This window comes from Nocardioides sp. B129/18 (genome assembly GCF_055282735.1).
Window position 1 is genome coordinate 1 of the sequence record NZ_JBUZJI010000042.1, and the last position, 14438, is coordinate 14438.

Annotated in this window: 14 protein-coding genes; 8 read left to right on the forward strand and 6 right to left on the reverse strand. The window is 72.3% G+C overall.

Annotated features, from left to right (window positions below; all coding sequences use genetic code 11):
• Positions 1–66: 66 nt before the first annotated feature.
• Together ACZDWJ_RS19060 and ACZDWJ_RS19065 are read right to left on the reverse strand one after the other, a co-directional pair.
• Complete coding sequence (locus tag ACZDWJ_RS19060; protein ID WP_463523651.1) at positions 67–1170, reverse strand: NAD(P)H-dependent flavin oxidoreductase; 1104 nt, start codon at positions 1168–1170, stop codon at positions 67–69.
• Between the two features lie 3 nt (positions 1171–1173).
• Positions 1174–2814, reverse strand: a complete 1641-nt coding sequence (locus ACZDWJ_RS19065; protein ID WP_463523653.1) for an acyl-CoA synthetase — start codon at positions 2812–2814, stop codon at positions 1174–1176.
• Between the two features lie 47 nt (positions 2815–2861).
• Between ACZDWJ_RS19065 and ACZDWJ_RS19070 the strand changes: the two genes are divergently transcribed.
• From ACZDWJ_RS19070 to ACZDWJ_RS19085, 4 genes are read left to right on the forward strand one after another with little or no spacing between them, the layout of a single operon-like run.
• Entirely contained in the window at positions 2862–3671 is an 810-nt protein-coding gene (locus tag ACZDWJ_RS19070) for a crotonase/enoyl-CoA hydratase family protein (protein WP_463523655.1), read from the forward strand.
• Positions 3672–3699: 28 nt separating this feature from the next.
• Positions 3700–4353, forward strand: a complete 654-nt coding sequence (locus tag ACZDWJ_RS19075; RefSeq protein ID WP_463523657.1) for a hypothetical protein — start codon at positions 3700–3702, stop codon at positions 4351–4353.
• Between the two features lie 33 nt (positions 4354–4386).
• Positions 4387–5064 carry a DUF3137 domain-containing protein gene (locus ACZDWJ_RS19080; RefSeq protein ID WP_463523659.1) on the forward strand — a complete coding sequence of 226 codons (678 nt, stop codon included), beginning with the start codon at positions 4387–4389 and terminating at the stop codon, positions 5062–5064.
• Positions 5061–5624: a LemA family protein gene (locus ACZDWJ_RS19085; RefSeq protein WP_463523661.1), complete on the forward strand. Its 564-nt coding sequence runs from the start codon at positions 5061–5063 to the stop codon at positions 5622–5624. Before ACZDWJ_RS19080 ends, ACZDWJ_RS19085 begins: the two co-directional genes overlap by 4 nt.
• Positions 5625–5631: 7 nt before the next feature.
• Here ACZDWJ_RS19085 and ACZDWJ_RS19090 read toward each other — a convergent pair whose 3' ends face one another.
• Genes ACZDWJ_RS19090 through ACZDWJ_RS19100 form a run of 3 tightly spaced genes read right to left on the reverse strand, consistent with a single transcriptional unit; the run spans position 5632 to position 9416 of the window.
• The gene (locus ACZDWJ_RS19090) at positions 5632–6885 is read right to left on the reverse strand and encodes a hypothetical protein (RefSeq protein WP_463523663.1); all 1254 of its coding nucleotides are present in this window, start codon (positions 6883–6885) and stop codon (positions 5632–5634) included.
• Between the two features lie 4 nt (positions 6886–6889).
• The gene (gene fadD8, locus ACZDWJ_RS19095; RefSeq protein WP_463523665.1) at positions 6890–8509 is read right to left on the reverse strand and encodes a fatty-acid--CoA ligase FadD8; all 1620 of its coding nucleotides are present in this window, start codon (positions 8507–8509) and stop codon (positions 6890–6892) included.
• A 49-nt stretch (positions 8510–8558) separates the two neighbouring features.
• Complete coding sequence (locus tag ACZDWJ_RS19100) at positions 8559–9416, reverse strand: oxidoreductase (RefSeq protein WP_463523667.1); 858 nt, start codon at positions 9414–9416, stop codon at positions 8559–8561.
• A gap of 138 nt (positions 9417–9554) precedes the next feature.
• On the opposite strand from ACZDWJ_RS19100, the gene ACZDWJ_RS19105 reads away from it, so the two are divergent.
• On the forward strand, positions 9555–10025 hold the full coding sequence (locus ACZDWJ_RS19105; RefSeq protein WP_463523669.1) for a YqeB family protein: 471 nt from the start codon (positions 9555–9557) through the stop codon (positions 10023–10025).
• Positions 10026–10047: 22 nt separating this feature from the next.
• Here the strand turns inward: ACZDWJ_RS19105 and ACZDWJ_RS19110 are convergent, their stop codons facing one another.
• On the reverse strand, positions 10048–11091 hold the full coding sequence (locus tag ACZDWJ_RS19110; RefSeq protein ID WP_463523671.1) for an LLM class F420-dependent oxidoreductase: 1044 nt from the start codon (positions 11089–11091) through the stop codon (positions 10048–10050).
• Between the two features lie 58 nt (positions 11092–11149).
• Here ACZDWJ_RS19110 and ACZDWJ_RS19115 point away from each other — a divergent pair, with 58 nt between their 5' ends.
• The 3 genes from ACZDWJ_RS19115 to ACZDWJ_RS19125 are packed head-to-tail and all read left to right on the forward strand — an operon-like array spanning position 11150 to position 14352.
• Complete coding sequence (locus tag ACZDWJ_RS19115) at positions 11150–12112, forward strand: Zn-ribbon domain-containing OB-fold protein (RefSeq protein WP_463523673.1); 963 nt, start codon at positions 11150–11152, stop codon at positions 12110–12112.
• Positions 12113–12136: 24 nt separating this feature from the next.
• Positions 12137–13192 (forward strand): thiolase domain-containing protein, encoded by a 1056-nt coding sequence (locus tag ACZDWJ_RS19120; RefSeq protein WP_463523675.1) that lies wholly within the window; start codon positions 12137–12139, stop codon positions 13190–13192.
• Positions 13189–14352, forward strand: coding sequence for a thiolase domain-containing protein (locus ACZDWJ_RS19125; RefSeq protein ID WP_463523677.1), 1164 nt, complete (start codon positions 13189–13191; stop codon positions 14350–14352). Before ACZDWJ_RS19120 ends, ACZDWJ_RS19125 begins: the two co-directional genes overlap by 4 nt.
• Positions 14353–14438 lie beyond the last annotated feature (86 nt).

Sequence of the window (14438 nt, forward strand, 5' to 3'; positions counted from 1 at the left end):
GGCGAGCCTGCACGGGCGGTCGGCGTGTCGTCGCCTAGATTGGTGCCCGGCCCGGGGAGGGTCGTCTCAGACGTTGACCTTGTTCAGCGCCGCGACCGCCTCGCCGAACTCGGTGACGAGGTCGGCCACGACGTCGGCGACGGGACGCACCTCGTTCATCCGGCCGACGATCTGGCCGATCGGCATCGAGATCACGTCGGGGTCGCCGGAGGCGTTGATGCGGTTGTGGGCGTCGGCCACCAGCAGGTTCTGCAGCGGCATCGGCAGCGGCGCGGGGGCGCCCTCCTCGGCCCAGGCCTCGGTCCACCTGGTCTTGAGCAGGCGCGCGGGCTTGCCGGTGTAGATGCGGGTGCGCACGGTGTCGCTGGAGGTGGCGCGCAGGAACGCGGTCTCCCAGCCCTGGTTGCTGGCGAGGTTGCGGTACTCCTCGGTGCCCAGCCAGATCGAGCCCATCCACACGCCCTGCGCGCCCAGCGCGAGCGAGGCCGCGATCTGACGGCCCGAGCCGATGCCGCCGGCGCCGAGCACCGGGACGTCGGGGCCGACGGCGTCGACGACCTCGGGGGTGAGCACCATCGAGGCGATCTCGCCGGTGTGACCGCCGGCCTCGTAGCCCTGGGCGATGATGATGTCGACGCCGTTGGCGACGTGGCTCTGGGCGTGCTTGGCGGCTCCGGCCAGGGCGCCGACCTTGACGCCCTGCGCGTGGCACTTCTCGATGACGTCGACCGGCGGGCTGCCCAGGGCGTTGGCCATGAACACCGTGCGGTGCTGCAGCGCCACGTCGACGTGGGAGCGCGCCACGGAGTGCAGCCAGCCGAGGACGCCGTCGCGGCCCTCGCCCTCGGGCAGCGGCGGGACGCCGAGCTTGAGGAGGGTCTCGTCGACGAAGCGGCGGTGGTCCTCGGGGATGTAGGCCGAGAGGTCGGTGGAGGTGCCCTCGGTGGGCACCTTCATCGGCATGACGACGTCGGTGCCGTACGGCCGGCCGTCGGTGTTCTCGTCCATCCAGGTCAGCGTGCGATCGAGCTCCTCGACGTCGTTGAAGCGGACGCAGCCGAGCACGCCGAGGCCGCCGGCGCGCGAGACCGCCGCGGCGACGTGCTCGGAGGGGGTGAAGGCGATGATCGGGTACTCGATGCCGAACAGGTCGCAGATGGGGGTGCGCATGACTCAGACTCCAGTCGAGAGGGATTCGAGGGCCAGCTCCTTGGCCCGGGGGTACTGCGCCTTGCCGGTGGCGTTGCGCGGGATCTGGGGGACGATCGCGAGCTGGCGCGGGAGCTTGTAGCCCGAGAGGTGCTCGCGCAGGAAGGAGCGCAGGTCCTCCAGCTCGAGCGCGTCGCCCTCGCGCAGCTCGACGACGGCGGTGACGGCCTGGCCGTACCGCTCGTCGGGCAGCCCGACGACGAGCACGTCGTAGACGGCCGGGTGGCGCTTGATCGCCATCTCGACCTCCTCGGGGAAGACCTTCTCCCCGCCGGTGTTCACGCAGTTCGAGCCGCGGCCGAGCATGGTGACGCGGCCGTCGGTCTCGATGCGGGCGAAGTCGCCGGGCACGGAGTACCGCGCGCCGTCGATGACGAGGAAGGTCTCGGCGGACTTCCGCTCGTCCTTGTAGTAGCCCACCGGCACGTGCCCGCCGCGAGCCAGCCGGCCGACCTTGCCGACGCTGCTGGCGACGTCGAGCGGGCGGTTGTCCTCGTCGAGCACCACCACGTGCGGCCCGAGGGCGACGACGGGCCCGTCGGTGGAGATGTTGTTGGCGTCCTGCAGGCCCGTGCCCTGGAAGCCGGTCTCCGAGGCGCCGATGGAGTCGGTGAAGAAGGAGTTCGGGAACGCCCTCATCCAGCGCTCCTTGACCGGCGGGCTGAAGATCGCGGCGCTGCTGGAGATGGCCAGCAGGTTCGGGCACTCGTACGGCGTGCCGGTCTCGGCCTTGGCCTCGTAGGCCTCGATGAGCGGGCGGGCCATGGCGTCGCCGGTCATGAAGATCAGCTGGACGCCGTCGGCCTCGATGATCTCCCAGGTGCGCACGGGGTCGAACTTGGGCTCGAGGATCGTGAGGTGGCCCGCGAACAGGTGCATGAGCAGGCCGGCCTGAGCGCCGCCGTGCATGAGCGGGCTGAGCGGGAAGGTGACCATCCGCCCGTCCTGGGCAGCCTGCGCCGACTGGTCGTGCTCCTCGAGGAGCTGGCCGGTCATGAAGTCGATGCCGCCGCCGAGCACCCGCCAGAAGTCCTCGTGACGCCACATGACGCCCTTGGGGAACCCGGTGGTGCCTCCGGTGTAGATGATGTGGAGGTCGTCGGGGCTGCGCGGGCCGAAGTCGCGCTCCGCGCTCTGGGCGCCGAGGGCGTCGTCCCAGAGCACGCCGTCGAACGCCGAGACGTCGGAGGCGTCGTCGGGCTCGAGCACGTCGGGCATGACGACCACGCTGCGCAGCCGCTCGTGCTTCGGGAAGGTGCGGGCGACGAGCGGGGCGTAGGTGCGCTCGACGATCAGCGCGACGACGTCGGCGTTGTCGAAGAGGTAGTCCAGCTCGCTCTCGACGTAGCGGTAGTTGACGTTGATGTTGACCGCGCGCACCTTGCAGATCGCCAGCACCGCGACGACGTGCTCGATGGAGTTCTTGGCGTAGACGGCCACGTGGTCGCCCGCACCGACGCCCTGCGCCTGCAGGTGGTGGGCGAGCCGGTTGGCGTCCGCCTCGAGCTCGGCGAAGGTGACGGTGCGAGGGCCGACCTTGACGGCGGGCTTGTCCGGCGCGGCGTCGACCGCGTGTTCGAAGAGATCGGCGATGTTGAGGGCCACGGCGGCAAGACTAGAACACGTTCTCGTTTGTGGCTAGCATCACGGCCATGACCGCCGCCGCGCCTGAGACCACCGGCCCCGACTGCCTCGTCGAGCAGGACGGCCACGTCCTCGTCGTCACCATGAACCGCCCCCACCGCCGCAACGCCCTGTCCTCGGACATGCTGCGGATCATGGAGTCGGCCTGGGACCGGGTGAACGAGGATCCCGAGATCCGGGTCTGCATCCTCACCGGCGCCGGCGGCTACTTCTGCGCCGGCATGGACCTCAAGACCGCGAACGAGAAGCCGCCGTCGGAGTCCTTCGAGGACGGCTCCTACGACCCGACGACCATCAAGGGCCTGCTCAAGGGGTTCCGCCTCACCAAGCCGCTGATCGCCGCGGTCGAGGGCCCGGCCATCGCGGGCGGCACCGAGATCCTGCAGGGCACCGACATCCGCGTCGCCGGCGCCTCGGCGCGCTTCGGCGTCGCGGAGGCCCGCTGGAGCCTTTACCCGATGGGCGGCTCCGCGGTGCGGCTCCCCCGCCAGATCCCCTACACCGTCGCCGCCGAGCTGCTGCTCACCGGCCGCACCCTCGACGCCCCGGAGGCCAAGGAGCTCGGCCTCATCGGCCACGTCGTACCCGACGGCGAGGCGCTGACCAAGGCCCGCGAGATCGCCGACCGCATCGCCGCGAACGGACCGCTCGCCGTGCAGGCGATCCTGCGCACCATGCGGGAGTCCGAGGGCAAGCACGAGGACGACTGCTGGGCCGACGACGCCCGCATCGGCGCCGCCGTGTTCTCCTCCGCCGACGCCAAGGAGGGCCCGCGCGCGTTCCTGGAGAAGCGCGCGCCGCGCTTCGAGGGACGCTGACCGCGCCGATCCTCTAGGTTCTGCGTCCATGACCGGACGCCGTTCTCGGGCGCGGGCGCTGCTGGCCGCCCTCTGCCTCCCTGCTCCCCTGCTCCTGGCCGCCTGCGGCTCCTCCGACGCCGACGCATCGGGCTCGACCAGCCCGACGACCAGCCCGTCGACCAGCCCGACGACCAGCCCGTCGACCAGCCCGTCGACCAGCGCCTCGACCGAGCCCAACGCCGCCGACCGCACGTACAGCAGCCGGCCGCCGACCGCCCGCGGCCTGGGCCCGTGCCTGCTCAGCACGGGCGCGTTGGACCGTGCGCTCGCCGGCGGCTGGCGGCTGACCGACCGCGACGACCAGGGGTGCACCTTCGAGAGCGGGCGCGGCGGGTCGATCGGCGTCCAGCGGATCGAGCACAGCGCAGCGGAGGACCTCGACGACCTGCGCGATGGCCTGACGGCCGCCCGGGTGCAGAGCTGCGACGGCGATCCCGCGGAGGTGCCGCGGATCGGGGCCTTCGTCTGCGTCGAGCACCACCCTGAGGCGAGCCCGGCCTACGACGCCGTCGTCGGGAACCTGATCGCCGACGACGAGCTGTGGGTGACGCTGATCTACGGGCCGGTGACCAAGGCCGACCCGCACACCGCCGAGGTCGACGCGATGGTCGCGGTGCTGAACCAGCTGCGCCCCGCGTAGTCAGGCCGCTCCCGGCACCGGCATGCTGGGGGCGTGTTCGGTCTCGTGATCACGGTCGTCGGGGTGCTCTTCCTGGCCTTCCTCGTGCTCGCCATCGTCGCTGAGAAGCGTCGCCGCGAGGCCCTGCAGCGCTTCGCCGCCGCGCGCGGCTGGACCTACGTCGTCCGTGATCGCGAGCTGGTGCGCCGGTACTCCGGGCCGCCGTTCGGCCGCGGCTCCGGGCGCCAGGCCCATCACGTCCTGCGGGGCAGCCACGAGGGACGTCCGGTCACGATCTTCGACTACCAGTACGAGGAGAGCAGCGGGGCGGGGTCGGACCGCTCGACGACCACCTACCGGTTCGCCGTCTACGCGGTCGACCTCGGCGTGCGCACGCCAGGTCTCCTCGTCGACCCCGAGAACGTGCTCGAGCGGTTCGCCGGACGCCTGCTCGGCACCGACATAGAGCTGGAGTCCGAGGACTTCAACCGGGCGTTCCGCGTCAACTCCCCCGATCGGCGCTTCGCCTCCGCGGTGCTGCACCCGCGGATGATGGAGCACCTCCTGCAGCTCCCCAAGGTCGGCTGGCGCCTGGAGGACGACGCCATGCTGCTGGTGGAGCGCGGACAGTTCGACCCCGCCGACATCGACGCCCGCCTGAGCATGATGGACTCCGTGCTCGACCTCGTTCCCGAGTTCGTGTGGCAGGACCTGAGGGGTGGGCAGGCGTGATCTGGGTGTGGCTCGTCGTCGCGGCGCTGGTGGTGGCCGGGCTGTCGGTCGTGGTGATGTACAACCGGTTCGCCGCGCAGCAGCAGCTGGTGGCCGAGTCGTGGTCGGGCATCGACGTCGAGCTCACGCGACGCCATGAGCTCATCCCGAACCTCGTCGCCACCGTCAAGGGCTACGCCTCGCACGAGGCGTCCGTGCTGGCCACCCTCATCGCCGCACGCGAGGGCGCGGTGGCGGCCTCCGGCGGCACGCCGGCCGGTCGCGCCCCGGTGGAGGACGCCCTCGGCGTCTCGCTGGGCGCCGTCCTGGCCCGCATGGAGGCCTACCCGCAGCTGCGCGCGGTCGAGGGCTACCTCGAGCTGCAGCGCGAGCTGGTCACCACCGAGGACCGCATCGCCGCCGCCCGCCGCTTCTACAACGGCAACGTCCGGGCGCTGAACACCCGCTGCCGCACGATCCCGTCGTCGTTCGTGGCCTCGGCGTTCGGCTTCAAGCCCGCCGAGCTGTTCGCGCTGCGCGACCCCGCCGCGGCGGCGGTGCCGCGCGTCGACCTCGGCTGACCCCGGGTCAGAGGACCGTCAGCGGGAGCGAGCGCCGCGGCTCGAACGCGAACGCCGCGCCCGTGGAGAACCGGGTGACGGCCACCTCGCCGGCCTCGGCGGCCGGCTCCTCGCGGACGACGACGCGCGCCGTCCACTCCTGCGCGGTGCCCTCGACCTCGACGTCGAGGTGGGGCTCGACGGCGCGCACGATCGCCTGGAGCGGCTCCGGCGAGCCCGGGCCGCAGCGGCTGATCCAGGCGCCGTCGAGGTGGGCCGGACCGGGGCGGACGTGCAGCCGGTCGACGTCGAGGTCGGCCTGCACATAGGCGGCCGGGTTGAGCAGGGGGTGGACGGCCAGCACCGCCAGGGCATCGGCCACGCCCGTGCCGAGCCCCAGAGCGCGTCGCAGCCGCTCGGCCGCGATGCCCGCGACTCCGACCAGCTGCTTGAGGCCGATCTCGTGAGCCTGCGCGTCGTCGACGGCCCGCTGGGAGACCGCGAGCACGAAGGAGTGGTCGAGCAGGTGCATCTGCAGGCACACCTCGTCGGCGATCCGCACGAGCGCGGCATGGGAGAACGCGGCGAGGTCGAGGTCGGCCAGCAGCGGGCCGGCGTAGTCGGAGACGCCCTCGAGGGTCGGATCGGTGGACGCCGGGATGGGCGGCAGGCCCAGCGTCGCCGCTCGCGAGCGGCTGACGACGTGGAAGGGGGCGAGCGGCTGCACCGGCGGATGCGCGGGGTCGATCTCGACGGTCCAGGCGCAGTGCGGCGCCCGGTCGGCCGGGACCCGCGGAGGCCGGTGCACGGGGCGTACCCGGGCGCGGGGGTTCGTCGCCACGGCGGTGGCGTCGAAGGTGGGGTCCTCGATGGTGTGGCACATGCCGCGGACGTAGTCCGGCCCCATCGGCTCGACGTCCATGAGCGCACCGCAGTGGTCGAGATGGAAGCCGCCGTGCCAGCGGTCGCGCACCTCGTAGCGGAAGTCCATGAACTGCGGCGGAGCGCCGATGTCGAGCTGCAGACCCTTGAAGATCGTGACGACGTCGCCCTCGCCCTCCACCTCGGGCGCGTAGCCCAGCGCGCGCTGCATCCGGCGGGTGTAGACCGGCGAGGCTCCGGCCCACTCCTCGATCGCGATCTGCTCCATCTCCTCGCGGCCGAACGCCGAGATGCACCAGGCCATGCCGGAGCGGTCGATGAGCTGGCCGATCAGCAGCAGCTCCGGGACGAGCACCGCGAGCTGCGCGCGGGTGAGCGCGGCGTACCGGCTGAGCGGCACCGCGTCAGCCGACGGCACGCTCGCCGGTCCAGAACCGCGCGCGCAGCGCCTTCTTGTCCGGCTTGCCCAGCCCGGTGAGGGGCAGGGAGTCGGCGACGAGGATCTGCTTGGGCGACTGCACCGAGCCCTTGCGCTCCTTGACGGCCTCCTGGATCTCCGCGGTCATCCGGGCGATCGACTCCTCGTCGCGCGGGGCGTCCTCGCGCAGCACGACGATCGCCGTGACGGCCTCGCCGAACTTCTCGTGCGGGGTGCCGATGACGCCGACCTGCGCGACCATCGGGTGCTCGGCGACGACGTCCTCGACCTCGCGCGGGAAGACGTTGAACCCGCCGGTGACGATCATGTCCTTGGTGCGGTCGACGATGTACCAGAAGCCGTCCTCGTCCTCCCGTGCGACGTCGCCGGTGTGCATCCAGCCGTCGCGGAAGGTCTCGGCCGTGGCCTCGGGCAGGCGCCAGTAGCCGGCCGAGAGCAACGGCCCGGCCACGCAGATCTCGCCGGGCTCGCCGGGCGCGACGGGCTGTCCGTCCTCGCCGAGCAGGGCCGTGCGCAGGTAGGCCGACGGCCGCCCGCAGGAGGTGAGCCGGTGCTCGGCCGGGCGCCCCTCGGCGTCGACGTGGTCGCCCTTGGGGAAGTAGGTGATCACCATCGGCGCCTCGGACTGCCCGTAGTACTGGGCGAAGATCGGGCCGAACCGCTCGATGGCCTCCTTGAGCCGCACCGGGTTGATCGCCGAGGCCCCGTAGTAGACGGTCTCGAGGCTGGAGAGGTCGCGCGTGCGCGAGTCGGGGTGGTCCATCAGCGCGTAGAGCATCGTCGGCACGAGCATGAGGGAGTTGATCCGCTTCTCCTCGATCGTGCGCAGCACCTCGGCGGGGTCGAAGCGCGCGGAGACGAACAGCGTCCCGCCCTGCAGCACGACCGGCACGAAGAACGCCGCGCCCGCGTGCGAGAGCGGCGTGCACATGAGGAAGCGAGGCTCGGCCGGCCACTCCCACTCCGCCATCTGGATCTGGGCCATGGTCGAGAACGCGCGGGTCGTGCCGACGACGCCCTTCGGCTTCCCGGTCGTGCCGCCGGTGTAGGTGATCGAGGTGATGTGGTCGGGCTCGAGCACCGCCGGGACCACCGGCGCGGGCTCGAAGGTCGCGGCCACCTCGGTGAGGTCGGTGACGCTGGCGCGCACGTCGGCCAGCTGCTCGGGGACGGGGCCGATCGTCAGCACCTGGGTCAGGCCGGGGCAGCGCTCGAGCAGCTCGACGGCGCGGTCGGCGAAGTAGGGGTCGACGACGAGCACGCTGATGCCGGCGTCGTTGATGACGTAGGCGTGGTCCTCCGCCGAGCCGAGCGGGTGCAGCGAGGTGCGCTGGAAGCCCTGGGTCTGCCCGGCGCCGAGGATGAACAGGACCTCGGGCCGGTTGAGCGCCAGCAGCGCACCGGCCACGCCGCGGCCCGCGCCGAGGCGCTCGAAGGCCTGGACGTACTGGGAGATCCGGTCCGAGGTCTCCCGCCCGGTGAGGGTGACCTCGCCGAGGTGGACGATGGGCCGGTCGGCGTGGCGCTTGAGCGCCGCGACCATGAGGTGGCCGTTGTGGGCGGGCGTGCGGAGCGTGTCGGTCACGCCCCGCACACTAGAACGCGTTCTATTTCCGGGCAAGGATCCCGCAGGATCAGCCGCCGATCTCCTCCAGCTCCAGCAGCGTGGGCTCGTCGAGCACCAGATCGGCGGCTGCGACGTTGTCGCGCAGGTGCGCCACCGAGGAGGTGCCCGGGATGACGGCGATCGCCGGCGAGCGCTGGAGCAGCCACGCCAGCGCGACGGCCTGCGCCGAGCGGCCCAGGCGCGCGGCGACGGCGTCGAGGACCGCGGACTGCAGCGGCGTGAACCCGCCGAGCGGGAAGTACGGCACGTAGACGCGGCCCTCGGCCTGCAGCCGGTCGATGAGCGGGTCGTCGCGGCGCTGGGCCAGGTTGTACTCGTTCTGCACGCACACGATCTCGGCGATCGACGCGGCGGCGTCGAGGTGGGAGGCGTCGACCTCGCTGAGGCCGAGGTGGCGGATCAGCCCCTGCTGCTGCAGCTCCGCGAGCGCCCCGAGGGAGTCGGCGAAGCGCTGGCCCTCGGAGTTCGGCGGCATGACGCGCAGGTTGACGACGTCGAGCACCTCGACGCCGAGGTTGCGCAGGTTGTCCTGGACGGCCTCGCGCAGGTGCTCGGGACGCCAGGCCGGAAGCCAGTCACCCTTGTCGTTGCGGCGCGCGCCGACCTTGGTGACGATGCGCAGCCCGTCGGGATAGGGCCTCAGCGTGTCGCGGATCAGCTCGTTGACCAGGTGCGGGCCGTAGAAGTCGCTGGTGTCGACGTGGGTGACGCCCAGCTCGACGGCGGTGCGCAGCACGGCGCGCGCCTCCTCGACGTCCTTCGGCGGGCCCATCACGTGGGGCCCGGCCAGCTGCATGGCGCCGAAGCCGAGGCGCGAGACCTCGAGGTCGCCGATGCGGATGCTGCCTCCGGGAGTCGTCGTCATGCCCCCACTGTGCCGGGTCGACCTCGGCGCTCCCCCACCACAGGGAGGGGACGGCGTCACCGCGCCCCCTACTTTCGTCAGCACGGTCTCGACCGTGGTCCCTGGAGAGCGGGCTCCGGCCCGACCTAGCGTCAGGCCATGGACGTCGACCATCTCGGATCGAGCCGCAGCGACGCGGCGTGGACCTACGTGCTGCTCGCCGGCGGAGGCGCGGTGGCGCTCTCGCTGCTCCCCCTCCTCAGCGCCCTGCTGGGCGACCTGTCCTTCCTGCCCTTCCAGGACCTCGTCGAGCGCGTCGGCTCGGTGGACGGCTGGCTCGGCTGGGTGCTGCGACCCGCGATCGGGCTGGTCGGCGGCGCCGTGGCCGCAGTCTTCGTGCTCGACGACGAGTGGCGCCTGGAGGTCGGCGAGGACGCACTGGTCATCGTCCACCGCCGCGACCGCCGCCGGATCGCGCGCGCCGACGTCGTCGGCGTCCACCTCGACGGACGGAAGGTCGTCGTCGAGGGCACCGCGGGCCGGGTGCTGCACGACGAGCGCAACGAGGCGCCGCGCGACCGCGTGCTGGAGGCGTTCCGGACGCGGGGCTACCCGCTCGAGAGCGAGTAGCCCGCGCGGAGGTCAGGCCGGCTCAGGCGAGCAGCTCGGCGATCCGGTGCACCTCGGCGGGCGTCCGCAGGCTCAGCATGAGGGTCGTGACGCCGGTCTCGGCCCACTGGGCGACCTTCTCCTTGACCTCGCCCTCGGTGCCGATGATGTGCATGTCCTCGATGAGCTCGTCGGGGATGAGCGCGGTGGCGTCGTCCTTGCGGCCGGAGAGGTAGAGCTCCTGCACCTGCGCGGCGAGCGCCTCGTAGCCCATGCGCTCGAAGACCTGCTTGTGGAAGTTGGCCTCCTTGGCGCCCATGCCGCCCATGTAGAGCGCGGCGAAGGGCTTCATCGCCTCGATCGCGGCCTGCTTGGCGGCGGCGTCGGGGACGATCTCGAGGTGGCAGGTGGCCGCGATCTCGAAGTCGGCGCGGGTGCGGCGGGCGCCGGGTCGCGCGAAGCCCTCGTCGAGCCAGGGCTGGTACATGCCGGCGGAGCCCGGCGTGTAGAAGATCGGGATCCAGCCGTCGGCGATCTCGGCGGTCTGCGCGACGTTCTTGGGGCCTTCGGCGCCGAGCCAGATCGGGATGTCGGCGCGCAGCGGGTGGGTGATCGGCTTGAGCGGCTTGCCCAGGCCGGTGGCGCCCTCGCCGCGGTAGGGCAGCGGGTAGTGCGGGCCGTCGTTGGTGACCGCGCCCTCGCGGGCGAGCACCTGGCGGATGATCGAGACGACCTCGCGGGTGCGGGCCAGCGGCTTGGAGAACGGCTGGCCGTACCAGCCCTCCACGACCTGCGGGCCGCTGACGCCCATGCCCAGCACCATCCGGCCCCCGGAGAGGTGGTCGAGGGTCAGGGCGTGCATCGCGATGGAGGTGGGCGTGCGGCCCGACATCTGCACGATCGAGGTGCCCAGGCGCACCCGACGGGTCTCCCGGCCCCACCACGCGAGCGGGGTGAAGGCGTCCGAGCCCCACGCCTCGGCGGTGAAGATCGCGTCGAACCCGCTCTCGTCGGCCGCGGCCACGAGCTCGGCGTGGTTGGTCGGGGCCTGCGCCTGCCAGTACCCCAGCTGAAGTCCCAGTCTCATGTCCGCCACCATCTCACGGCCCTTGCCTCATGGGTAGAACGTGTTCTACTTTGCGGACATGTCGCGAACCCTCCAGGCACCGGTGACCGTCGCCTTCGACTACACGCGCTCCACCGGGCCCGTCCTCGGCCGCTTCCTCACCGGCCTGCGCGACGGCGTCGTCGTCGGCGGCCGCACCTCCGACGGCCAGGTGGTCGTCCCGCCGCCCGAGTACGACCCCGTCACCCACCAGGCCACCACGGAGTTCGTCGAGGTGGCCCCGGTCGGCACGGTGACGTCGTGGAGCTGGGTGCCCGAGCCGGTCAAGGCCCAGCCCTTCGACCGCCCCTTCGCCTGGGTGCTGGTGCGCCTCGACGGCGCCAGCCGACCCTTCCTGCACGCCCTCGACGTCGCCTCCCCCGACGACGTGCGCACCGGCATGCGGGTGCGGGTGCGCTGGGCCGAGGAGCGCGTCGGCGCGATCACCGACATCGCCTGCTTCGAGCCGCACGACGACGAGCGCGTCCCGCGTCCGGCCGGCGGCGGCCTGCTGGAGGACCACCCCGTCACCGGCGTCGTCACGCCCGTCAGCCTCGACTACGTCTACGCCGCCTCGCCCGAGGAGTCGGCGTTCTACCGGGGCCTCTCCGAGGGCCGCATCCTCGGCCAGCGCTGCCCCAGCTGCGGCAAGGTCTACGTGCCCCCGCGCGCGGCCTGCCCCACCGACGGCACCCCCACCACCGACGAGGTCGAACTCTCCGACACCGGCACCGTGACGACGTTCTGCATCGTCAACGTGCCCTTCCTGGGCCAGCGCATCACCCCGCCCTACGTCTCGGCCTACGTGCTGCTCGACGGCGCCGACATCGCCGTGCTCCACCTGATCCTCGACATCCCCGCCGACCAGGTGCGGATGGGCATGCGGGTCAAGGCGGTCTGGAAGCCGCGCGAGGAGTGGGGCACCACGATCGAGAACATCAGCCACTTCGCGCCCACCGGCGAGCCGGACGCGGACTTCGAGTCCTACCGACACCACCTCTGAGACGCTCCAAGAGAGGCACAGCGCATGCGTGACGTCGCCGTCGTCGGGTTCGCCCAGCGGCAGATGAAGGAGTTCGACGGGTCCCCGACCTGCGTCGAGCTGCTGGTCCCCCTGTTCGAGGAGTGCTACGAGCAGACGGGCTGGACGCGCTCCGACGTCGGCTTCTGGTGCTCCGGCTCCTCGGACTACCTGGCCGGACGGTCGTTCTCGTTCGTCCAGGCCGTCGACGCCATCGGCGTCATCCCCCCGGTCAACGAGTCCCACGTCGAGATGGACCTCGCCTGGGCGATGTACGAGGCCTGGCTGAAGATCCAGACCGGCGAGGTCGACACCGCGCTCGTCTACGCCTTCGGCAAGAGCTCGGCCGGCGTCCTGCGCCGCACCCTCGCGCTGCAGCTCGAGCCGTACACGATGACGCCGCTGTGGCCCGACACCGTGTCGCTCGCGGGTCTGCAGGCCCGCGCCGGCATCGACGCCGGGCTCTGGGACGAGCAGGCGATGGCCGAGGTCGTGCAGCGCTCGCTGACCGACGCCGAGAAGAACGAGCACGCGATCCGCAAGGGCGGCTCGTCGGTGGAGGCGCTCCTGGAGCGTCCGAAGTACGCCGACCCGCTGCGCAAGCACGACTGCGCGCCGGTCACCGACGGCGCTGCGGCGATCGTGCTGGCCGCCGGCGACCGCGCCCGCGCGGTGCGCGAGCGTCCGGCCTGGATCACCGGGCTCTCCCACCACGTCGACCCCATGAGCCTCGGCGCGCGCGACCTCACCCGCTCCCGCTCGACGGCCCGCTCGGCGCAGGCGCTCGACCTCGCCGGCGTCGACACCGCCGAGCTCCACGCGCCGTTCAGCCACCAGGAGCTGATCCTGCGCCGCGAGCTCGGCCTGGGCGACGACGTCGCCGTCAACCCCTCGGGCGGCGCGCTCGCCGGCAACCCGATGTTCTCCGCGGGCGGCATCCGCGTCGGCGAGGCGGCCCGCCGCGTGTGGGCCGGCGAGTCCGACAAGGCCGTCGCCCACGCCACCTCCGGCCCGGCCCTGCAGCAGAACCTCCTGTGCGTCCTCGAAGGAGCCACCCGATGAGCAAGCAGCCGGCCGCGATCGTCGGCATCGGCCAGACCCACCACCGCGCCAAGCGCGAGGACGTCTCGATGGCCGGCCTGTGCCGCGAGGCCATCGACCGGGCCCTGCTCGACGCGAACATGACGCTCGACGACATCGACGCGATCGTCGTCGGCAAGGCGCCCGACCTCTTCGAGGGCGTGATGATGCCCGAGCTGTTCCTCGCCGAGGCGCTCGGCGCCGTGGGCAAGCCGCTGCTGCGGGTGCACACCGCCGGCTCGGTGGGCGGCTCGACGGCCATCGTCGCCTCGTCGCTGGTGCAGGCCGGCGTCCACCGCAAGGTGCTCACCGTCGCCTACGAGAAGCAGTCGGAGTCCAACGCGATGTGGGCGCTCTCGGTGCCCGTGCCGTTCAACATGCCCGTCCACGCCGGTGCGGGCGGCTACTTCGCGCCGCACGTGCGCTCCTACATCCGCCGCTCCGGCGCGCCGAACCACATCGGCGCGATCGTCGCGGCCAAGGACCGCACGAACGCGCTGAAGAACCCCTACGCCCACCTGCACAACGAGGGCACGACCGTGGAGTCGGTGCTGGCCTCGCAGATGCTGTGGGACCCGATCCGCTACGACGAGACCTGCCCGTCCTCCGACGGCGCATGCGCCCTGGTGATCGTCTCCGAGGACGTCGCCAAGGCCTCGCCGAACCCCGCGTGGATCCACGGCACCGTCATGCGCTCGGAGGCCACCACCGCCGCCGAGCGCGACCAGGTGAACCCGCAGGCCTCCCGCGACGCCGCCGCCGCCTTGTGGAAGCAGGCCGGCATCACCTCGCCGATCGACGAGATCGACGCCGCCGAGATCTACGTGCCCTTCTCCTGGTTCGAGCCGATGTGGCTGGAGTCGCTGGGCTTCGCCGACGAGCACGGCGGCTGGCGGCTCACCGAGTCCGGCGCCACCGCCATGGACGGACGGATCCCGGTCAACTGCTCCGGCGGCGTGCTCTCCTCCAACCCGATCGGCGCCTCGGGGATGCTGCGCTTCGGCGAGGCCGCCCTCCAGGTGCGCGGCCTGGCCGGCGAGCACCAGATCGACGGCGCCCGCAAGGCGCTGGGGCACGCCTACGGCGGCGGCTCGCAGTTCTTCGCGATGTGGGTGGTGGGCTCGGAGCGGCCCACCAGCTGACCCCGCTCCCCCGGCCTGCCCGCGCGCAGATCGGCCGCACCGGCGCCACGACCTCGTACTCCGCGGTGTTCAGCGACGCCAGCGGC

Coding starts and splice junctions, on each gene's coding strand:
- ACZDWJ_RS19060 (WP_463523651.1), bottom strand. CDS start 1,170: ATGCGCACCCCCATCTGCGACCTGTTCGGCATCGAGTACCCGATCATC.
- ACZDWJ_RS19070 (WP_463523655.1), top strand. CDS start 2,862: ATGACCGCCGCCGCGCCTGAGACCACCGGCCCCGACTGCCTCGTCGAG.
- ACZDWJ_RS19075 (WP_463523657.1), top strand. CDS start 3,700: ATGACCGGACGCCGTTCTCGGGCGCGGGCGCTGCTGGCCGCCCTCTGC.
- ACZDWJ_RS19100 (WP_463523667.1), bottom strand. CDS start 9,416: ATGACGACGACTCCCGGAGGCAGCATCCGCATCGGCGACCTCGAGGTC.
- ACZDWJ_RS19105 (WP_463523669.1), top strand. CDS start 9,555: ATGGACGTCGACCATCTCGGATCGAGCCGCAGCGACGCGGCGTGGACC.
- ACZDWJ_RS19110 (WP_463523671.1), bottom strand. CDS start 11,091: ATGAGACTGGGACTTCAGCTGGGGTACTGGCAGGCGCAGGCCCCGACC.
- ACZDWJ_RS19115 (WP_463523673.1), top strand. CDS start 11,150: ATGTCGCGAACCCTCCAGGCACCGGTGACCGTCGCCTTCGACTACACG.
- ACZDWJ_RS19120 (WP_463523675.1), top strand. CDS start 12,137: ATGCGTGACGTCGCCGTCGTCGGGTTCGCCCAGCGGCAGATGAAGGAG.
- ACZDWJ_RS19125 (WP_463523677.1), top strand. CDS start 13,189: ATGAGCAAGCAGCCGGCCGCGATCGTCGGCATCGGCCAGACCCACCAC.